The organism is Brachymonas sp. KE5 (assembly GCF_057773645.1).
On sequence record NZ_CM173463.1, the window covers coordinates 695,605 to 709,100 of the forward strand.

Below are 13,496 nucleotides of genomic sequence, written 5' to 3' on the forward strand. Positions count from 1 at the left end.
ACGTTTTTCATGGCCAATATTTCCACTGGCTCCCTGGGCAGAATGACGCGGCAGCGCAAGCAGCTGCTTGTGGCGGCGGCACTCGCCGCCTTGCCGCTGGCGGCAGCAGCCCAGGGCGTGGGCAGCAATTACGTTCCCAGCAATGTGGCGCAACTGTCTGCCGAAGGCAGCGTCGAGGTGCAGCAGGACGTGCTGCGCATGGTGCTGAGCACCACGCGCCAGGGCAGCGACGCGCAGGCGGTGCAGAGCCAGCTCAAGCAGGCCGTCGACGCCGCGCTGCAGGTCGCCAAGGCGCAGGCGCGCCCGGACGCCATGGAAGTGCACACCGGCAATTTCAGCCTCTATCCCAGCCATGACCGCAACGGCAAGATCAGCCAGTGGCAGGGCCGTGCCGAGGTGGTGCTCAGCGGCAAGGACATGGGGCGCATCAGCAGCACCGCCGGCAGGATCGGCAGCATGACGGTGTCGGATGTCGGCTTCGACATCAGCAAGGAGCTACGTCGCAGCAGCGAGACCAGGGCGCAGGAACTGGCCATCCAGGCTTTCCGCGAGAAGGCGCAGTCCATCACGCGCAGTTTCGGCTTCGGCAGCTACACGCTGCGCGAAGTATCGGTCAATGCCGAAGGCGGCTACGGCGGCCCGCGCATGATGGCGATGAAGGCCGGGCGTGCGGATATGGAAAGCGCACCGGTGCCGGTGGAGCCGGGCAAGTCCACCGTGCGGATGGTGGTGAACGGGTCAGTGCAGATGCGCTGAGTGCAGGGGCCGGCCTGAATGCGCGGGACTCCGCTCAGAGCTCCTCGATCCGGCGCGGCGGGTAGCTGTCCCAGCTCTGGCAGCCGGGGCAATGCCAGTAATGGTGCTGTGCCTCGAAGCCGCAGGCGGCGCAGCGATAGCGCGCAAGCGGCCGGATGGCATGCTGCAGCGCACGATCCACGCAGGGTTTGGCGGCATCTCCCTTGAGCTTTTCCTGATCCAGCCAGCGCGTGGCTGCAATCAGGGACGGGTGCTCCTGCAGGTGCGTCAGGTAGCGCGGGGACGAATCGGATTCAGAGTTGGCAGCCTGGTCCAGCTGAACCAGTGCTTCCACCAGATCGATGGAGGGAGTCTGCTTCTGCGAGGCTTCCAGCTGGGCGCGGGCGGCGTCGATTTGCCCGGTTTCGATTGCCAGCCGCGCCAGGCCGCCGGCCATCAGCGGCGCGAAGGCGGGCAGCTGCTGCATGGTGGCCTGCAGGGTGGCATAGGCCTGTTCGGCCTGGCCTTGCTGCAACTCGAGTTCGGCCTGCAGCAGGCGCGGGCGGGCGGCGTCGGGCGCGGTTTGCAGGGCCTGCTGCAGCAGCGCGCGCGCGCCCTCCACATCTCCCTGCTTGCGGGCGGAATCGGCACGTTCGCACAGGAAGTGCGAGCGGCGCTTGCTGAAATCGTTTTCGCCGTCCTGCTCCAGCGCCTCGGCGGCCTTGCCGGCCTGTTCCCAGTCACGCGAACGCTCGTAGATGCCCAGCAGCGCCATCTGCGCCTGGTTGCGGCGCGTGGGACTGTTTTCCAGTACGCGCAGGGCAGTTTCCGCATGGTCGAGCAGACCGGCCTTCAGGAAGTCCATGGCGAGTGCGTACTGGGCGCGGTCGCGGTCGACCGTGCTCAGGTCGGCACGGCCCAGCAGGTGCTGGTGCACGCGCACGGCGCGTTCGTATTCGCCGCGGCGGCGAAACAGGTTGCCGAGCGCAAAGTGCAGTTCCGAGGTGTCGGGATCCTTCTGCACGGCCTCGATAAAGGCATCGATAGCCTGGTCCTGCTGCTCGTTGAGCAGATAGTTCAGGCCCTTGAAGTAGGCCTTGGGGGCGCTGCGGTTTTCGGCGCGCAACTGGCGCAGGTCCAGGCGCGAGGCCAGCCAGCCCAAGCCGAAGGCGACGGGCAGGGCCAGCAGCAGCCAGACGGGAAATTCCTGTTCCATGCGTCAGGGTCCGTAGTGGATCGGCAGGGAAGGATCGGTCTTGTGCCGCTCCAGATCGGGGGCTGGAACCTCGGCCGGGGCATCGTTGCGCGGCGTGCCGGAGGCCAGCGCCTGTTCCACGTCACGCACCTGCTTCTGTGCCACCTGGGCATCGCGGCGGCGACGCCACCAGCGCGGCACCATCACCAGCACGCCCAGCAGGGCGCCCAGGGCGAAGCTCGCCAGGATCACCAGTACCAGCGGCAGGGTGAGGGCGTAGCCAAACAGGAAGTTGACGGTTGCGTTCTGCTGGTTGTTCAGCGCAAAGGCGAACAGAGCAAAGAAGATGGCCGCCTTGAGCAGCCAGAGCAGGTATTTCATGCCGGGGTCCTGGTCAGCGCGCCGTTGCAGCTCCGCAGTGGAGGTGCAAGGGCAATGTCTGCATTGTATGCGCTGCCTGCCGGGGAGACGGAGGTCGTGCGTTGGCGGACTTGCCTTGCCGGCCGGTGTGGCTGCAGTTGTGCGCCAGCGCCGGATCAGGCCTCGGGCGTGCTGCCGCCGGCCGCTTCCCGGAACGGCTGGTCCACCGCCTCGCGCAGCGCCTTCCCCGGCTTGAAGTGGGGCACGCGCTTTTCCGGGATCTCGACGCTCTCGCCGCTGCGCGGGTTGCGGCCGATGCGGGCCGGACGGTGGTTGATCGAGAAGCTGCCGAAACCGCGGATCTCGATGCGGTGACCGCGCGCCAACGCATCGGCCATGGTGTCGAGCACGGTCTTCACCGCTATTTCGGCATCGCGGTGGGGGAGCTGGTGAAAGCGGGCAGCCAGTTCGTCAACGAGGTCAGAGCGGGTCATGAGGTCCGGTGGAAAATCAAAGGCTTGCAGAACCGGGCGGTGACCGTCAGGTTGTGCAAGCCCTCGGGTTAAGGAAAACGGGAGGGTTGCAGGAAACAGCAGTCCGCGCAGCACGAGGCGGCACGGACTCCCGCAGGGCGCCCGAAGGCACCTTGCGGGGATCACGCGGATCAGTTGTTGCTGTTGTCCAGCTTGGCGCGCAGCAGGGCGCCCAGGCTGGTGGTGCCGGCGTGGGTGGCAGAAGCGCCCTGGTTCAGCTCGGCCATGGCCTGTTGCTGGTCGGCAGCGTCCTTGGCCTTGATGGACAGGGACACGTTGCGGCTCTTGCGGTCGATGTTGGTGATCACGGCGGTGACTTCGTCGCCTACCTTCAGCACCTGGCTGGCGTCTTCCACGCGATCCTGGCTGATTTCGCTGGCGCGCAGGTAGCCTACCACGTCTTCGCCCAGATCGATTTCGGCGCCACGGGCATCCACGCTCTTGACCTTGCCGGTCACGGACTGGCCCTTGTCATTCACGGACACGAAGGTCGTGAACGGGTCGGAATCCAGCTGCTTGATGCCCAGGGAGATGCGCTCGCGCTCGACGTCCACGCCCAGCACCACGGCCTCGACTTCCTGGCCCTTCTTGTAGTTGCGCACGGCAGCTTCGCCAGTCTCGTTCCAGGACAGGTCGGACAGGTGCACCAGACCGTCGATACCGGAGGGCAGGCCCACGAAGATACCGAAATCGGTAATGGACTTGATCGGGCCGGTAACCTTGTCGCCGCGCTTGACGTTCTGCGCGAACTCTTGCCACGGGTTGGCCTTGCACTGCTTCATGCCCAGGCTGATGCGGCGCTTGTCCTCGTCGATTTCCAGCACCATGACTTCGACTTCGTCGCCCATGGAGACGATCTTGTTCGGAGCGGCGTTCTTGTTGGTCCAGTCCATCTCGGACACGTGCACCAGGCCTTCGATGCCCGGCTCCAGCTCGACGAACGCGCCGTAGTCGGCGATGTTCGTGACCTTTCCGAACAGGCGGGTGCCTTGCGGGTAGCGGCGGGACACGCCCAGCCACGGGTCTTCGCCCAGCTGCTTCAGGCCCAGGGAGACGCGGTTCTTCTCGGCGTCGAACTTCAGGACCTTGGCGGTCAGTTCCTGGCCAGCCTGAACGACTTCGCTCGGGTGGCGGACACGGCGCCATGCCATGTCGGTGATGTGCAGCAGGCCGTCGATGCCGCCCAGGTCAACGAATGCACCGTATTCGGTGATGTTCTTGACCACGCCATTGACGATGGCGCCTTCCTTCAGGGTGGCCAGCAGCTTCTCGCGCTCTTCGCCCATGGAAGCTTCCAGCACGGCGCGGCGGCTCAGCACCACGTTGTTGCGCTTGCGGTCCAGCTTGATGACCTTGAACTCCAGGGTCTTGTTCTCGTAGGGAGTCAGGTCCTTGGTGGGACGGGTGTCAACCAGGGAGCCGGGCAGGAAGGCGCGGATGCCGTTGACCAGCACGGTCAGGCCGCCCTTGACCTTGCCGCTGGTGGTGCCGGTGACGAAGTCGCCGGATTCCAGCGCTTTTTCCAGGGCCAGCCAGGAGGCCAGGCGCTTGGCGGTGTCGCGGGACAGGATGGTTTCGCCAAAGCCGTTCTCGGCGCTGCTGATGGCCACGGACACGAAGTCGCCAGCTTGCACTTCGACTTCGCCCTGGTCGTTCTTGAACTCTTCGATCGGCACGTAGGCTTCGGACTTGAGGCCGGCGTTCACCACGACGTGGTTGTGCTCGACGCGCACGACTTCGGCGGTGATCACTTCACCGGTACGCATTTCGGCGCGCTTCAACGATTCTTCAAAGAGTTCAGCAAAGGATTCAGACATGTAGGTTCCTGATCTGCGGGCGGGAATGCGGGCTGCACCATTGCAGGCCGACTGTCGCTCGCAGGGGTTGCGTTGCGATGCGGAAAACATCGCGGGGGTTGGGTACTGACACAATCCGCCGGCTGGCGCTGCAGCTGCACCGGCGGTACGAAAAAGACAGCCTTTGAATGGCAACAGGGCTGCCGGGTGAGGGCAGCCCTGCGGCCCGGGAGCAGCGCGGTTTAGCCGTGCGCCTCGGGAGCCGGAAAAGGCTGTCTGTCCTGCCACCAGTCCAGCACCAGCTGAACGGAGGTTTTCACGTCCATGTCGGAGTTGTCGAGGGGCAGGGCATCCTGCGCGGGCTGCAGTGGAGCGACTGCGCGCGAACTGTCACGCGCATCGCGCGCCTGCAGGTCCGCGCGAAGGTCATCCATTCTAGCGGCGAATCCTTTGGAAATCAATTGGTTATAACGGCGCTGGGCACGTTTTTCGGCGCTGGCCGTCAAAAACACCTTGAGTGTTGCTTCCGGGAAAATCACCGTGCCCATGTCGCGGCCGTCGGCAACCAGTCCGGGCGCCTTGCGGAAGCTGTGCTGCAGCTGCACCAGCGCGCTGCGCACCGGCGGCATGGCCGAGACGGTGGAGGCGTCCATGCCGCCTTGCTCGGTGCGGATGGCGTCGGAGATGTCTTCGCCATCGAGCCAGACGCAGCCATCCGCAAAGCGGATCGGCAGGCTGGCAGCCAGGCGGGCAATGGCCTCGGCATCCGGCTCTGCCTCGTCCTGCAGCAGGCCGGTGCGGCGCGCGGCCAGGCCGACGATGCGGTACAGGGCGCCCGAGTCGAGCAGGTGATAGCCCAGCTGCCTGGCCAGGTGCGTGGACAGGGTGCCCTTGCCGCTGGCGCTGGGGCCGTCGACGCACAGCACGGGGATGTGCGCGGCATCGGCCTGGCAGACGCCGAAGTAGGCGTCGAAATAGTGCGGGAAGGTCTTGCCCACGCAGGCCGGATCCTCGATGCGCACCGGCAGCGCAGCAGGGTTGAAGGCGGCCAGCGAGAGGCACATGGCCATGCGGTGGTCGTCGTAGGTATGGATGCTGGCGTGGCGCCAGTCGGTTGCGCTGGCTGGCGGCGTGACGCGGATGAAGTCGTTGCCTTCCTCCACGCTGGCGCCGAGCTTGCGCAACTCGCGCGCCATGGCGGCGATGCGGTCGGTTTCCTTCACGCGCCAGCTGGCGATGTTACGCAGCATGGTGGTGCCGTCGGCATACAGCGCCATCACGGCCAGCGTCATGGCGGCATCGGGAATGTGGTTGCAGTCCAGGTCGATGGCGCGCAGCGGCCACTGGCCGCGCTGGATGGTGATGCTGTCGGGCGTGCTGCTGACCTTGGCGCCCATGGCTTCGGCCGCCTCGATGAAGCGGATATCGCCCTGGATGGAGTCGGCACCCACGCCCTGCACCGTGATGCTGTGGCCCTGTGCCGGATCGGCAGCGATGGCGCCGAGCGCGATGAAGTAGCTGGCGGAGGAGGCATCGGCCTCGATATGCAATTCGCCGGGCGACTGGTAGGCGGCGCCGGCAGCGATGGTGAACTGCTTCCAGCCGGTGTCGCCGTCGCGCTGCACCGTCACGCCGAAACGCTGCAGCAGGTTGAGCGTGATGGCGATGTAGGGTTTGGAGATCAGCTCGCCCTCGATCTCGAAGGTGATGGTGTGGCCGGCCAGCGGCGCAGCCATCAGCAGGGCGGTGAGGAACTGGCTGGAGACATCGCCGCGCACGCGGACCAGGCTGGCCTGCGCGTCTGCTGCGGGGCTGGAGTTGCTGTTGTTGCCGCTATCGTTGCGGCCGTCCGCAGGCCTGGCGCGCGGGCCGATGCGCAGCGGCGGATAACCTTCCGTGCCGGCATATTCCACATCGCAGCCGAGCTGGCGCAGGCCGTCCACCAGGTCGCCGATGGGGCGCTCGTACATGCGCGGCACGCCGGTCATCAGGAAGCGGCCCTGCAGCATGGCCAAGGCGGCGGTGAGCGGGCGCATGGCGGTGCCGGCATTGCCCAGGAACAGCTCGATCGGCTCCTCCTGCTCGGCCTGCGCCGGCAGGGCGCCGCCAATGCCGGTGATGCGGGCCGTGGTGCCCTGGCGCGAGACGCTGCAGCCGATGCGCTCCAGCGCCGCCAGCATCACGCGGGTGTCGTCGGAGTCGAGCACGCCGTGCAGCGTGGTGCTGCCGCTGCACAGGCCGGCCAGCAGCAGCACGCGGTTGCTGATGCTCTTGGAGCCCGGCAGGTGCACCGTACCATTGGCGGCCACGAGCGGCGGAATGTCGAGGAAGGGAGACTTGCTCATGGGGATGTTCTCAGAGCCGCGCGTTTTCGTCGCGCGTGATCATGCGCCACTGGCTGCGTGCCTCGCTGGCTTCGCTGATCAGGGCATGCAGGGCTGCGCCGTCGCCGGCGGCGATGGCGTCGGTGAAGGTATGCAGCGAGGCTATCAGCTGCTCGGTCTGGCGCAGCATTTCCTCGCGGTTGCACAGGAAGATGTCGCGCCACATGGCCGGATCGCCCGCGGCAATGCGGGTGAAGTCGCGGAAGCCGGAGCCGCCCAGGGCCAGCGTGTCGGCGGAATCGTCCTGGTGCAGGATGCTGTGCATCAGCGCAAAGGCCGTCATGTGCGGCAGGTGGCTGACGGCGGCGAAGGCGGCGTCATGCTCCTGCGGCGTCATGGTCTGCACCTTGCAGCCGAGCGCTTCCCACAGCTGGGTAATGTGCTGCAAGGGGCCGATGCGGGTATGGCGCGCCGGCGTGAGGATCACCAGCCGGTCACGGTACAGATCGGGATCGGCGTGGGCGATGCCGGCCACTTCCTTGCCGGCAATCGGATGCGCCGGCACGAACTGGCCGACACGGCCGCCGAGGGCCTGTTCGGCATCGGCGATCACGTTCTGCTTGGTCGAGCCCACGTCGGTGACGATGGCATCGGGGCGCAGGTGGCCGGCAATCTGCTGCAGCACGCTGCCGGTGGCGGCCACCGGCACGGCCAGCACCACCAGGTCGGCATGGGCCACGGCCTGGCCGGCAGTGCCGGCGGTTTCCGTCAGCACGCCGCGGCGCAGCGCTTCCTGCACGGTGGCGGGATTGGGGCTGTAGCCGATCACATGCTGTACCAGGCCGGCGCGCTGCATGGCCAGCGACAGCGATCCGCCCATGAGTCCGCAACCGATCAGGGCCAGTCGGTGAAACATTGCACTGCTCCGTATCTGTGGCGTCAGCCGTTGATGGCGTAGGACCCGAGCACCTTGTAGTAGGCGCAGATCGGGCGCAGGTCGGCCAGCGCGGCGGCCACATGCGGCTCGCTGATGTGACCGACCAGGTCGATGTAGAAGAAGTATTCCCACTGCTGGCCGCTGCGCGCCGGACGCGATTCGAAGCGCGTCATGGACACGTTGTGGCGCTTGAGCGGCTCCAGCAGTTCGTACACGGCGCCGGGGCGGTTGACGACCGACAGCACCAGGCTGGTGCAGTCATTGCCGGAGGCTTCGGGCATGGCCAGCGTTTGCGGCAGGCACATCACGGCAAAGCGGGTGCGGTTATAGGCTTCATCCTGGATTGCAGGGGCCACCACGTGCAGGCCGAATTGCGAGGCGGCGCGCAGGCTGGCGATAGCGGCCCACTTCGGATTGCTGGCAGCGATCCGGGCGCCCTCAGCGTTGCTGGATGCTGCATGCCGTTCGGCTTGGGGAGCATGCACGCTCAGCCAGTTCTGGCACTGCGCCAAGGCCTGAGGATGGGCATAGACGGCTTCGATCTGGTCCAGCGGCGTCTGCTGGCTGCACAGCAGGTTGTGGCGCACCAGCAGACTGGTTTCGCCGATCATGTGCAGCGGCGAGGTCAGGAACAGGTCGAGCGAGCGCGTGACGGCGCCTTCAGTGGAGTTTTCCATCGGCACCACGCCGAAGTCGGCACGGCCGGAAGTGGTGGCATCGAACACTTCATCGAAGCTGGCGCAGGGCACATGGTCGATGCTGACGCCGAAGAAGGCTTCGGCGGCCTGCTCGCTGAAGGTGCCGGCCGGGCCCAGGTAGGCCACGCGCTGCGGCGCCTCGAGCGCACGGCAGGCCGACATGATCTCGCGCCAGATGTTGGCGATGTTGTTGCCCTTGAGCGGCCCGGGATTGCCCTGCTGCAGGGTGTGGATCACCTGCGCCTCGCGCTCGGGGCGAAACACCTGCGAGCCTTCCTTGCGCTTGATGTCGCCAACCTCGTTGGCCAGCGCCGCGCGGTCGTTCAGCAGTTGCAGCAGTTGTTGGTCAACAGCGTCGATGGCGACGCGCAGGTCGGCGATGGAGCGGGTCATGAAAGGTACGGCTAAAGGAGTGGAACAGGGGGATCAGGCGTGGCGGGCTTCGAACTCGCGCAGGTAGTCGACCAGCGCCTGCACGCCGGCCATCGGCATGGCGTTGTAGATGCTGGCGCGCATGCCACCGACGGATTTGTGGCCCTTGAGCTGCAGCAGGCCGCGCTCCTGCGCGCCGGCGAGGAAATCGGCATTGCGGCTTTCGTCCGCCAGGAAGAAGGGCACGTTCATGCGCGAGCGGCAGGACTTGTCGACCGTGTTGCGGAAGAAGCTGGAGTTGTCGAGGAAGTCGTACAGCAGCTGCGCCTTGGCGATGTTCTGCGCCTCCAGCGCCGCCACGCCGCCTTGCGCCTTGATCCACTGAAAGGTCAGGCCGGCGATGTAGATGCCGTAGGTGGGCGGCGTGTTGTACATCGAGTTGTTCCTGGCCACCAGGCTGTAGTCGAAGGCGCTCGGGCAGTGCTGCATGGCATGGCCGAGCAGGTCATCTCGTACCACTACCAGCGTCAGGCCGGCCGGGCCGAGGTTCTTCTGCGCGCCGCCGAAGGCCAGGCCGACCTTGCTCCAGTCCATGGCGCGGGAGGCCACGTTGGATGAGAAATCGACCACCAGCGGGGCATCACAGCCGAGCGCCGCCAGATCGGGCAACTGCTGGAACTCCACGCCGTGGATGGTTTCATTGCTGCAGATATGCACATAGCGGCTGCCACTGTCGAGTTGCCAGCTTGCGGGCGCGGGAATGTGCGTGTAAGAAAGACCGCCCGAGGGGTTCTGCACTGCGGCATTGGCGGCGAGGCGCGCCTCGCAGAACTTGGCCGCTTCGGCATGGCTTTTCTGGCTCCAGCCGCCAGTCACCACAAAGCTGGCCGCTTCGCCGCGGCTCAGGTTGAGCGGCACGATGGCGTTTTCGGCCAGACCGCCACCCTGCATGAACAGGATGCGGAAATGGTCCGGAATCGCCAGCAATTCGCGCAGCGTGTCCTGCGCCTGCTGCAGGATGATGCCGAAGGCTTCGCCGCGGTGGCTCATCTCCATCACGCCCATGCCGCTGTGGCGGCCATCGGGGAAGGGCCAGTCCAGCATTTCGGCAGCGGCGCGCTGCAGCACCGGCTCGGGGATGGCGGCCGGGCCGGCGGAGAAGTTGTAGGGACGAAGCGCGGAATCAGTCATGGAGCGGGAGCAGGGCGGAAATTACTTCTTGGAGGCGGTGCCGATGATCTGCGCGGCGCGCGTGTCGAACGCCTTGATGCGGGCTTCCACATCGGCGCGCGTGGCATCCACCAGCTTCTGCGCCAGCATGTTGGCCAGCTGCGGGTTGGCCGCGTAGTATTTCTTGATCACGGGCGACTCCATGAAGGCGACCAGCTGGCGCAACTCGTCGGCGGTGAAGCGCTCGGCGTAGGCCGGCACCAGCACGTCGAGACTGACGCGCTCGTTCCTGGCCTTGATGGTGCGTACGTTGTCGTCGTTGAACTTCTTCAGCTCGGCGTCGAGCAGGTCGGCTGCGGCCTTCTGGCGTGCCTGCGGCACCTGGTCGAGCTTGGGCAGCCAGGTGGAGACCACGGTCTGCGTGGCCGAGCTGGCCAGTTGCGCGATCAGCGCATCCATGTCGTGCGCCTTTTGCAGGTTGACGATGCGCGTGGCCAGTTCCTTGCGCGTGGCGTCCTGCGCCTGGACGGGCGCGCTGACGGCCAGCGCAGCCAGGGCCAGGGCACAGCCGGCGGCAGTGGAACGGAGGGACAGGAAACGGGCTTGTTTCATGAAATCGGGCTTTCGTTCAAAAGTACTCTGGCAGGGCTGCCGGCTGACAACCCTCTTTGGCTCTCAGCATAGCATTGTCATGCGTCCGGCGTAGTGCTGTCGTCCGCTGTGGTATCGGGGCTGTCGCTGGCGGTGGAATCCTCCGCGTCGGAGCCGTTCTGCTCCTCGCCGGCGTCGTTCTCGACGATGCGCTGCAGGCCGATCAGTTCGGCACCGTCATCCAGCGCGATCAGCGTCACGCCCTGCGTGGCACGGCCCATCTCGCGGATCTCGGCCACGCGCGTGCGCACCAGCACGCCCCGGTCGGTGATCAGCATGATCTCGTCGTCGGCGTGCACCAGCGTGGCGGCCACGACCTTGCCGTTGCGCTCGCTCTGCTGGATGGCGATCATGCCCTTGGTGCCGCGACCGTGGCGGGTGTATTCGACGATGCTGGTGCGCTTGCCGTAGCCGTTCTCGGTGGCGGTGAGCACGCTTTGCGACTCATCCTCGGCCACCAGCATGGCGATCACGTTCTGGCCTTCTTCCAGCATCATGCCGCGCACGCCGCGTGCCTGGCGGCCCATGGGGCGCACGTCGTTCTCGTCGAAGCGCACGGCCTTGCCGCCGTCGCTGAACAGCATCACGTCGTGCTCGCCGTCGGTGAGGGCGGCGCCGATCAGGTAGTCGCCGTCATCCAGGCCCACGGCGATGATGCCGGCCTTGCGCGGGTTGCTGAACTCGTCCAGCGCGGTCTTCTTGACCGTGCCCTGGGCGGTGGCCATGAACACATAGCGGTCGGCCGGGAAGGTGCGCATCTCGCCGGTAAGCGGCAGCACCACGGTGATCTTCTCGCCGTCTTCCAGCGGGAACATGTTGACGATGGGGCGACCGCGCGAGCCGCGGCTGCCGGTAGGCACTTCCCACACCTTGAGCCAGTACAGGCGGCCACGGTTGCTGAAGCACAGGATGTAGTCGTGCGTGTTGGCGATGAACAGCTGGTCGATCCAGTCGTTGTCCTTGGTGGTGGTGGCCTGCTTGCCGCGGCCGCCACGCTTCTGGGAGCGGTACTCGGACAGCGGCTGGCTCTTGATATAGCCGGTGTGCGAAAGCGTCACCACCATGTCGGTCGGGGTGATCAGGTCTTCGGTGCCCAGTTCCTGCGCGTTGTGCTCGATCTGGCTGCGGCGCGCGCCGACCTTGGTCTGGCCGAACTCGTTCTTCAGCGCGGTCAGTTCGTCGCTGATGATCGTGCTGACGCGCTCGGGCTTGGCCAGGATGTCGAGCAGGTCCTCGATCTCGGCCATCACGTCCTTGTATTCGGCCACGATCTTGTCCTGCTCCAGGCCGGTCAGGCGCTGCAGACGCATCTGCAGGATCTCTTGCGCCTGCACTTCGCTCAGGCGGTACAGGCCGTCGCCCTGCAGGCCGAACTGGCGGCCCAGGCCTTCGGGGCGATAATCGTCCGCGCTGACGACGCTGCCATCCTCGCGCGCACGGGTGAGCATCTCGCGCACCAGCGAGCTGTCCCAGCTGCGCGCCATCAGTTCGGCCTTGGCCACCGGCGGGGTGGGGGACTCGCGGATGATGCGGATGAATTCGTCGATGTTGGCCAACGCAACGGCCAGGCCTTCCAGTACATGGCCGCGGTCGCGCGCCTTGCGCAGATTGAAGATGGTCCTGCGCGTGACCACCTCGCGGCGATGCTGCAGGAAGATGCTGACCAGGTCGCGGATGTTGCACAGCTTGGGCTGGCCGTCGACCAGCGCCACCATGTTGATGCCGAAGGTATCCTGCAACTGCGTCTGCTTGTACAGGTTGTTCAGCACCACCTCGGGCAGCTCGCCGCGCTTGAGCTCGATCACCAGGCGCATGCCCGACTTGTCGGACTCGTCCTGAATGTGGCTGATGCCCTCGATCTTCTTCTCGTGCACCAGCTCGGCAATGCGTTCCTGCAGCGTCTTCTTGTTGACCTGGTAGGGCAGCTCGTCGACGATGATGGCCTGGCGCTGGCCCTTGTCGATGTCCTCGAAATGGCACTTGGCGCGCATCACCACGCGGCCGCGGCCGGTGCGGTAGCCTTCGCGCACGCCCTGAATGCCGTAGATGATGCCGGCGGTGGGGAAGTCAGGGGCCGGGATGATTTCGATCAGGTCGTCGATGCTGGCATCCGGGTGCGCCAGCATGTGCAGGCAGGCATCCACCACCTCGTTGAGGTTGTGCGGCGGAATGTTGGTGGCCATGCCCACCGCGATACCGGCCGAGCCGTTGATCAGCAGGTTGGGCAGCTTGCTCGGCAGAACCAGCGGTTCCTGCTCGCTGCCGTCGTAGTTGGGGCCGAAATCGACCGTTTCCTTCTCGATGTCGGCCAGCATTTCGTGCGCGATCTTGGCCAGGCGGATCTCGGTGTAGCGCATGGCCGCGGCGCTGTCGCCGTCGACCGAACCGAAGTTGCCCTGGCCGTCGACCAGCATGTGGCGCAGCGAGAAGTCCTGCGCCATGCGCACGATGGTGTCGTACACCGCGCTGTCGCCGTGCGGGTGGTATTTACCGATGACGTCACCGACGATACGGGCCGACTTCTTGTAGGGCCGGTTCCAGTCGTTGTTGAGTTCGTGCATCGCGAACAGGACGCGGCGGTGCACCGGTTTGAGACCATCGCGTGCGTCGGGTAGGGCACGCCCCACGATCACGCTCATGGCGTAATCCAGGTAGCTGCGGCGCATCTCCTCTTCGAGGCTGATGGGCAGCGTTTCTTTGGCGAATTCAGTCATGCGTAGAAGGG

General features: G+C 66.0%; 11 protein-coding genes. 1 reads left to right on the plus strand and 10 read right to left on the minus strand.

The genetic code is table 11. The features are described from left to right. Positions 1-9 precede the first annotated feature (9 nt). Entirely contained in the window at positions 10-756 is a 747-nt protein-coding gene (locus ACX36O_RS03245; RefSeq protein WP_250130962.1) for an SIMPL domain-containing protein, read from the plus strand. Positions 757-790: 34 nt separating this feature from the next. On the opposite strand, the gene lapB is transcribed toward ACX36O_RS03245, so the two are convergent. The 10 genes from lapB to gyrA all read right to left on the minus strand — a co-directional run bounded on the left by lapB (position 791) and on the right by gyrA (position 13,485). Further along, complete coding sequence (lapB, locus tag ACX36O_RS03250; RefSeq protein WP_371686474.1) at positions 791-1,951, minus strand: lipopolysaccharide assembly protein LapB; 1,161 nt, start codon at positions 1,949-1,951, stop codon at positions 791-793. Between the two features lie 3 nt (positions 1,952-1,954). Further along, entirely contained in the window at positions 1,955-2,311 is a 357-nt protein-coding gene (locus tag ACX36O_RS03255) for a LapA family protein (RefSeq protein WP_213359359.1), read from the minus strand. Positions 2,312-2,466: 155 nt separating this feature from the next. After that, on the minus strand, positions 2,467-2,784 hold the full coding sequence (locus ACX36O_RS03260; protein ID WP_488360043.1) for an integration host factor subunit beta: 318 nt from the start codon (positions 2,782-2,784) through the stop codon (positions 2,467-2,469). Positions 2,785-2,954: 170 nt separating this feature from the next. Continuing rightward, positions 2,955-4,640, minus strand: a complete 1,686-nt coding sequence (gene rpsA, locus ACX36O_RS03265) for a 30S ribosomal protein S1 (RefSeq protein WP_091816122.1) — start codon at positions 4,638-4,640, stop codon at positions 2,955-2,957. A gap of 221 nt (positions 4,641-4,861) precedes the next feature. Next, complete coding sequence (locus ACX36O_RS03270) at positions 4,862-6,964, minus strand: bifunctional 3-phosphoshikimate 1-carboxyvinyltransferase/cytidylate kinase (RefSeq protein ID WP_488360044.1); 2,103 nt, start codon at positions 6,962-6,964, stop codon at positions 4,862-4,864. Positions 6,965-6,974: 10 nt separating this feature from the next. Beyond that, positions 6,975-7,859: a prephenate dehydrogenase gene (locus tag ACX36O_RS03275; protein WP_488360045.1), complete on the minus strand. Its 885-nt coding sequence runs from the start codon at positions 7,857-7,859 to the stop codon at positions 6,975-6,977. Between the two features lie 23 nt (positions 7,860-7,882). Beyond that, entirely contained in the window at positions 7,883-8,971 is a 1,089-nt protein-coding gene (gene pheA / locus ACX36O_RS03280; protein ID WP_213359390.1) for a prephenate dehydratase, read from the minus strand. Between the two features lie 33 nt (positions 8,972-9,004). Beyond that, positions 9,005-10,141, minus strand: coding sequence for a 3-phosphoserine/phosphohydroxythreonine transaminase (gene serC / locus ACX36O_RS03285; RefSeq protein WP_371686475.1), 1,137 nt, complete (start codon positions 10,139-10,141; stop codon positions 9,005-9,007). A gap of 21 nt (positions 10,142-10,162) precedes the next feature. Next, a complete protein-coding gene (locus tag ACX36O_RS03290; protein WP_371686476.1) occupies positions 10,163-10,732 on the minus strand; it encodes a DUF2059 domain-containing protein in 570 nt (189 codons plus the stop codon). Between the two features lie 77 nt (positions 10,733-10,809). Further along, positions 10,810-13,485 carry a DNA gyrase subunit A gene (gene gyrA, locus ACX36O_RS03295; RefSeq protein ID WP_488360046.1) on the minus strand — a complete coding sequence of 892 codons (2,676 nt, stop codon included), beginning with the start codon at positions 13,483-13,485 and terminating at the stop codon, positions 10,810-10,812. Between the last annotated feature and the right edge of the window lie 11 nt (positions 13,486-13,496).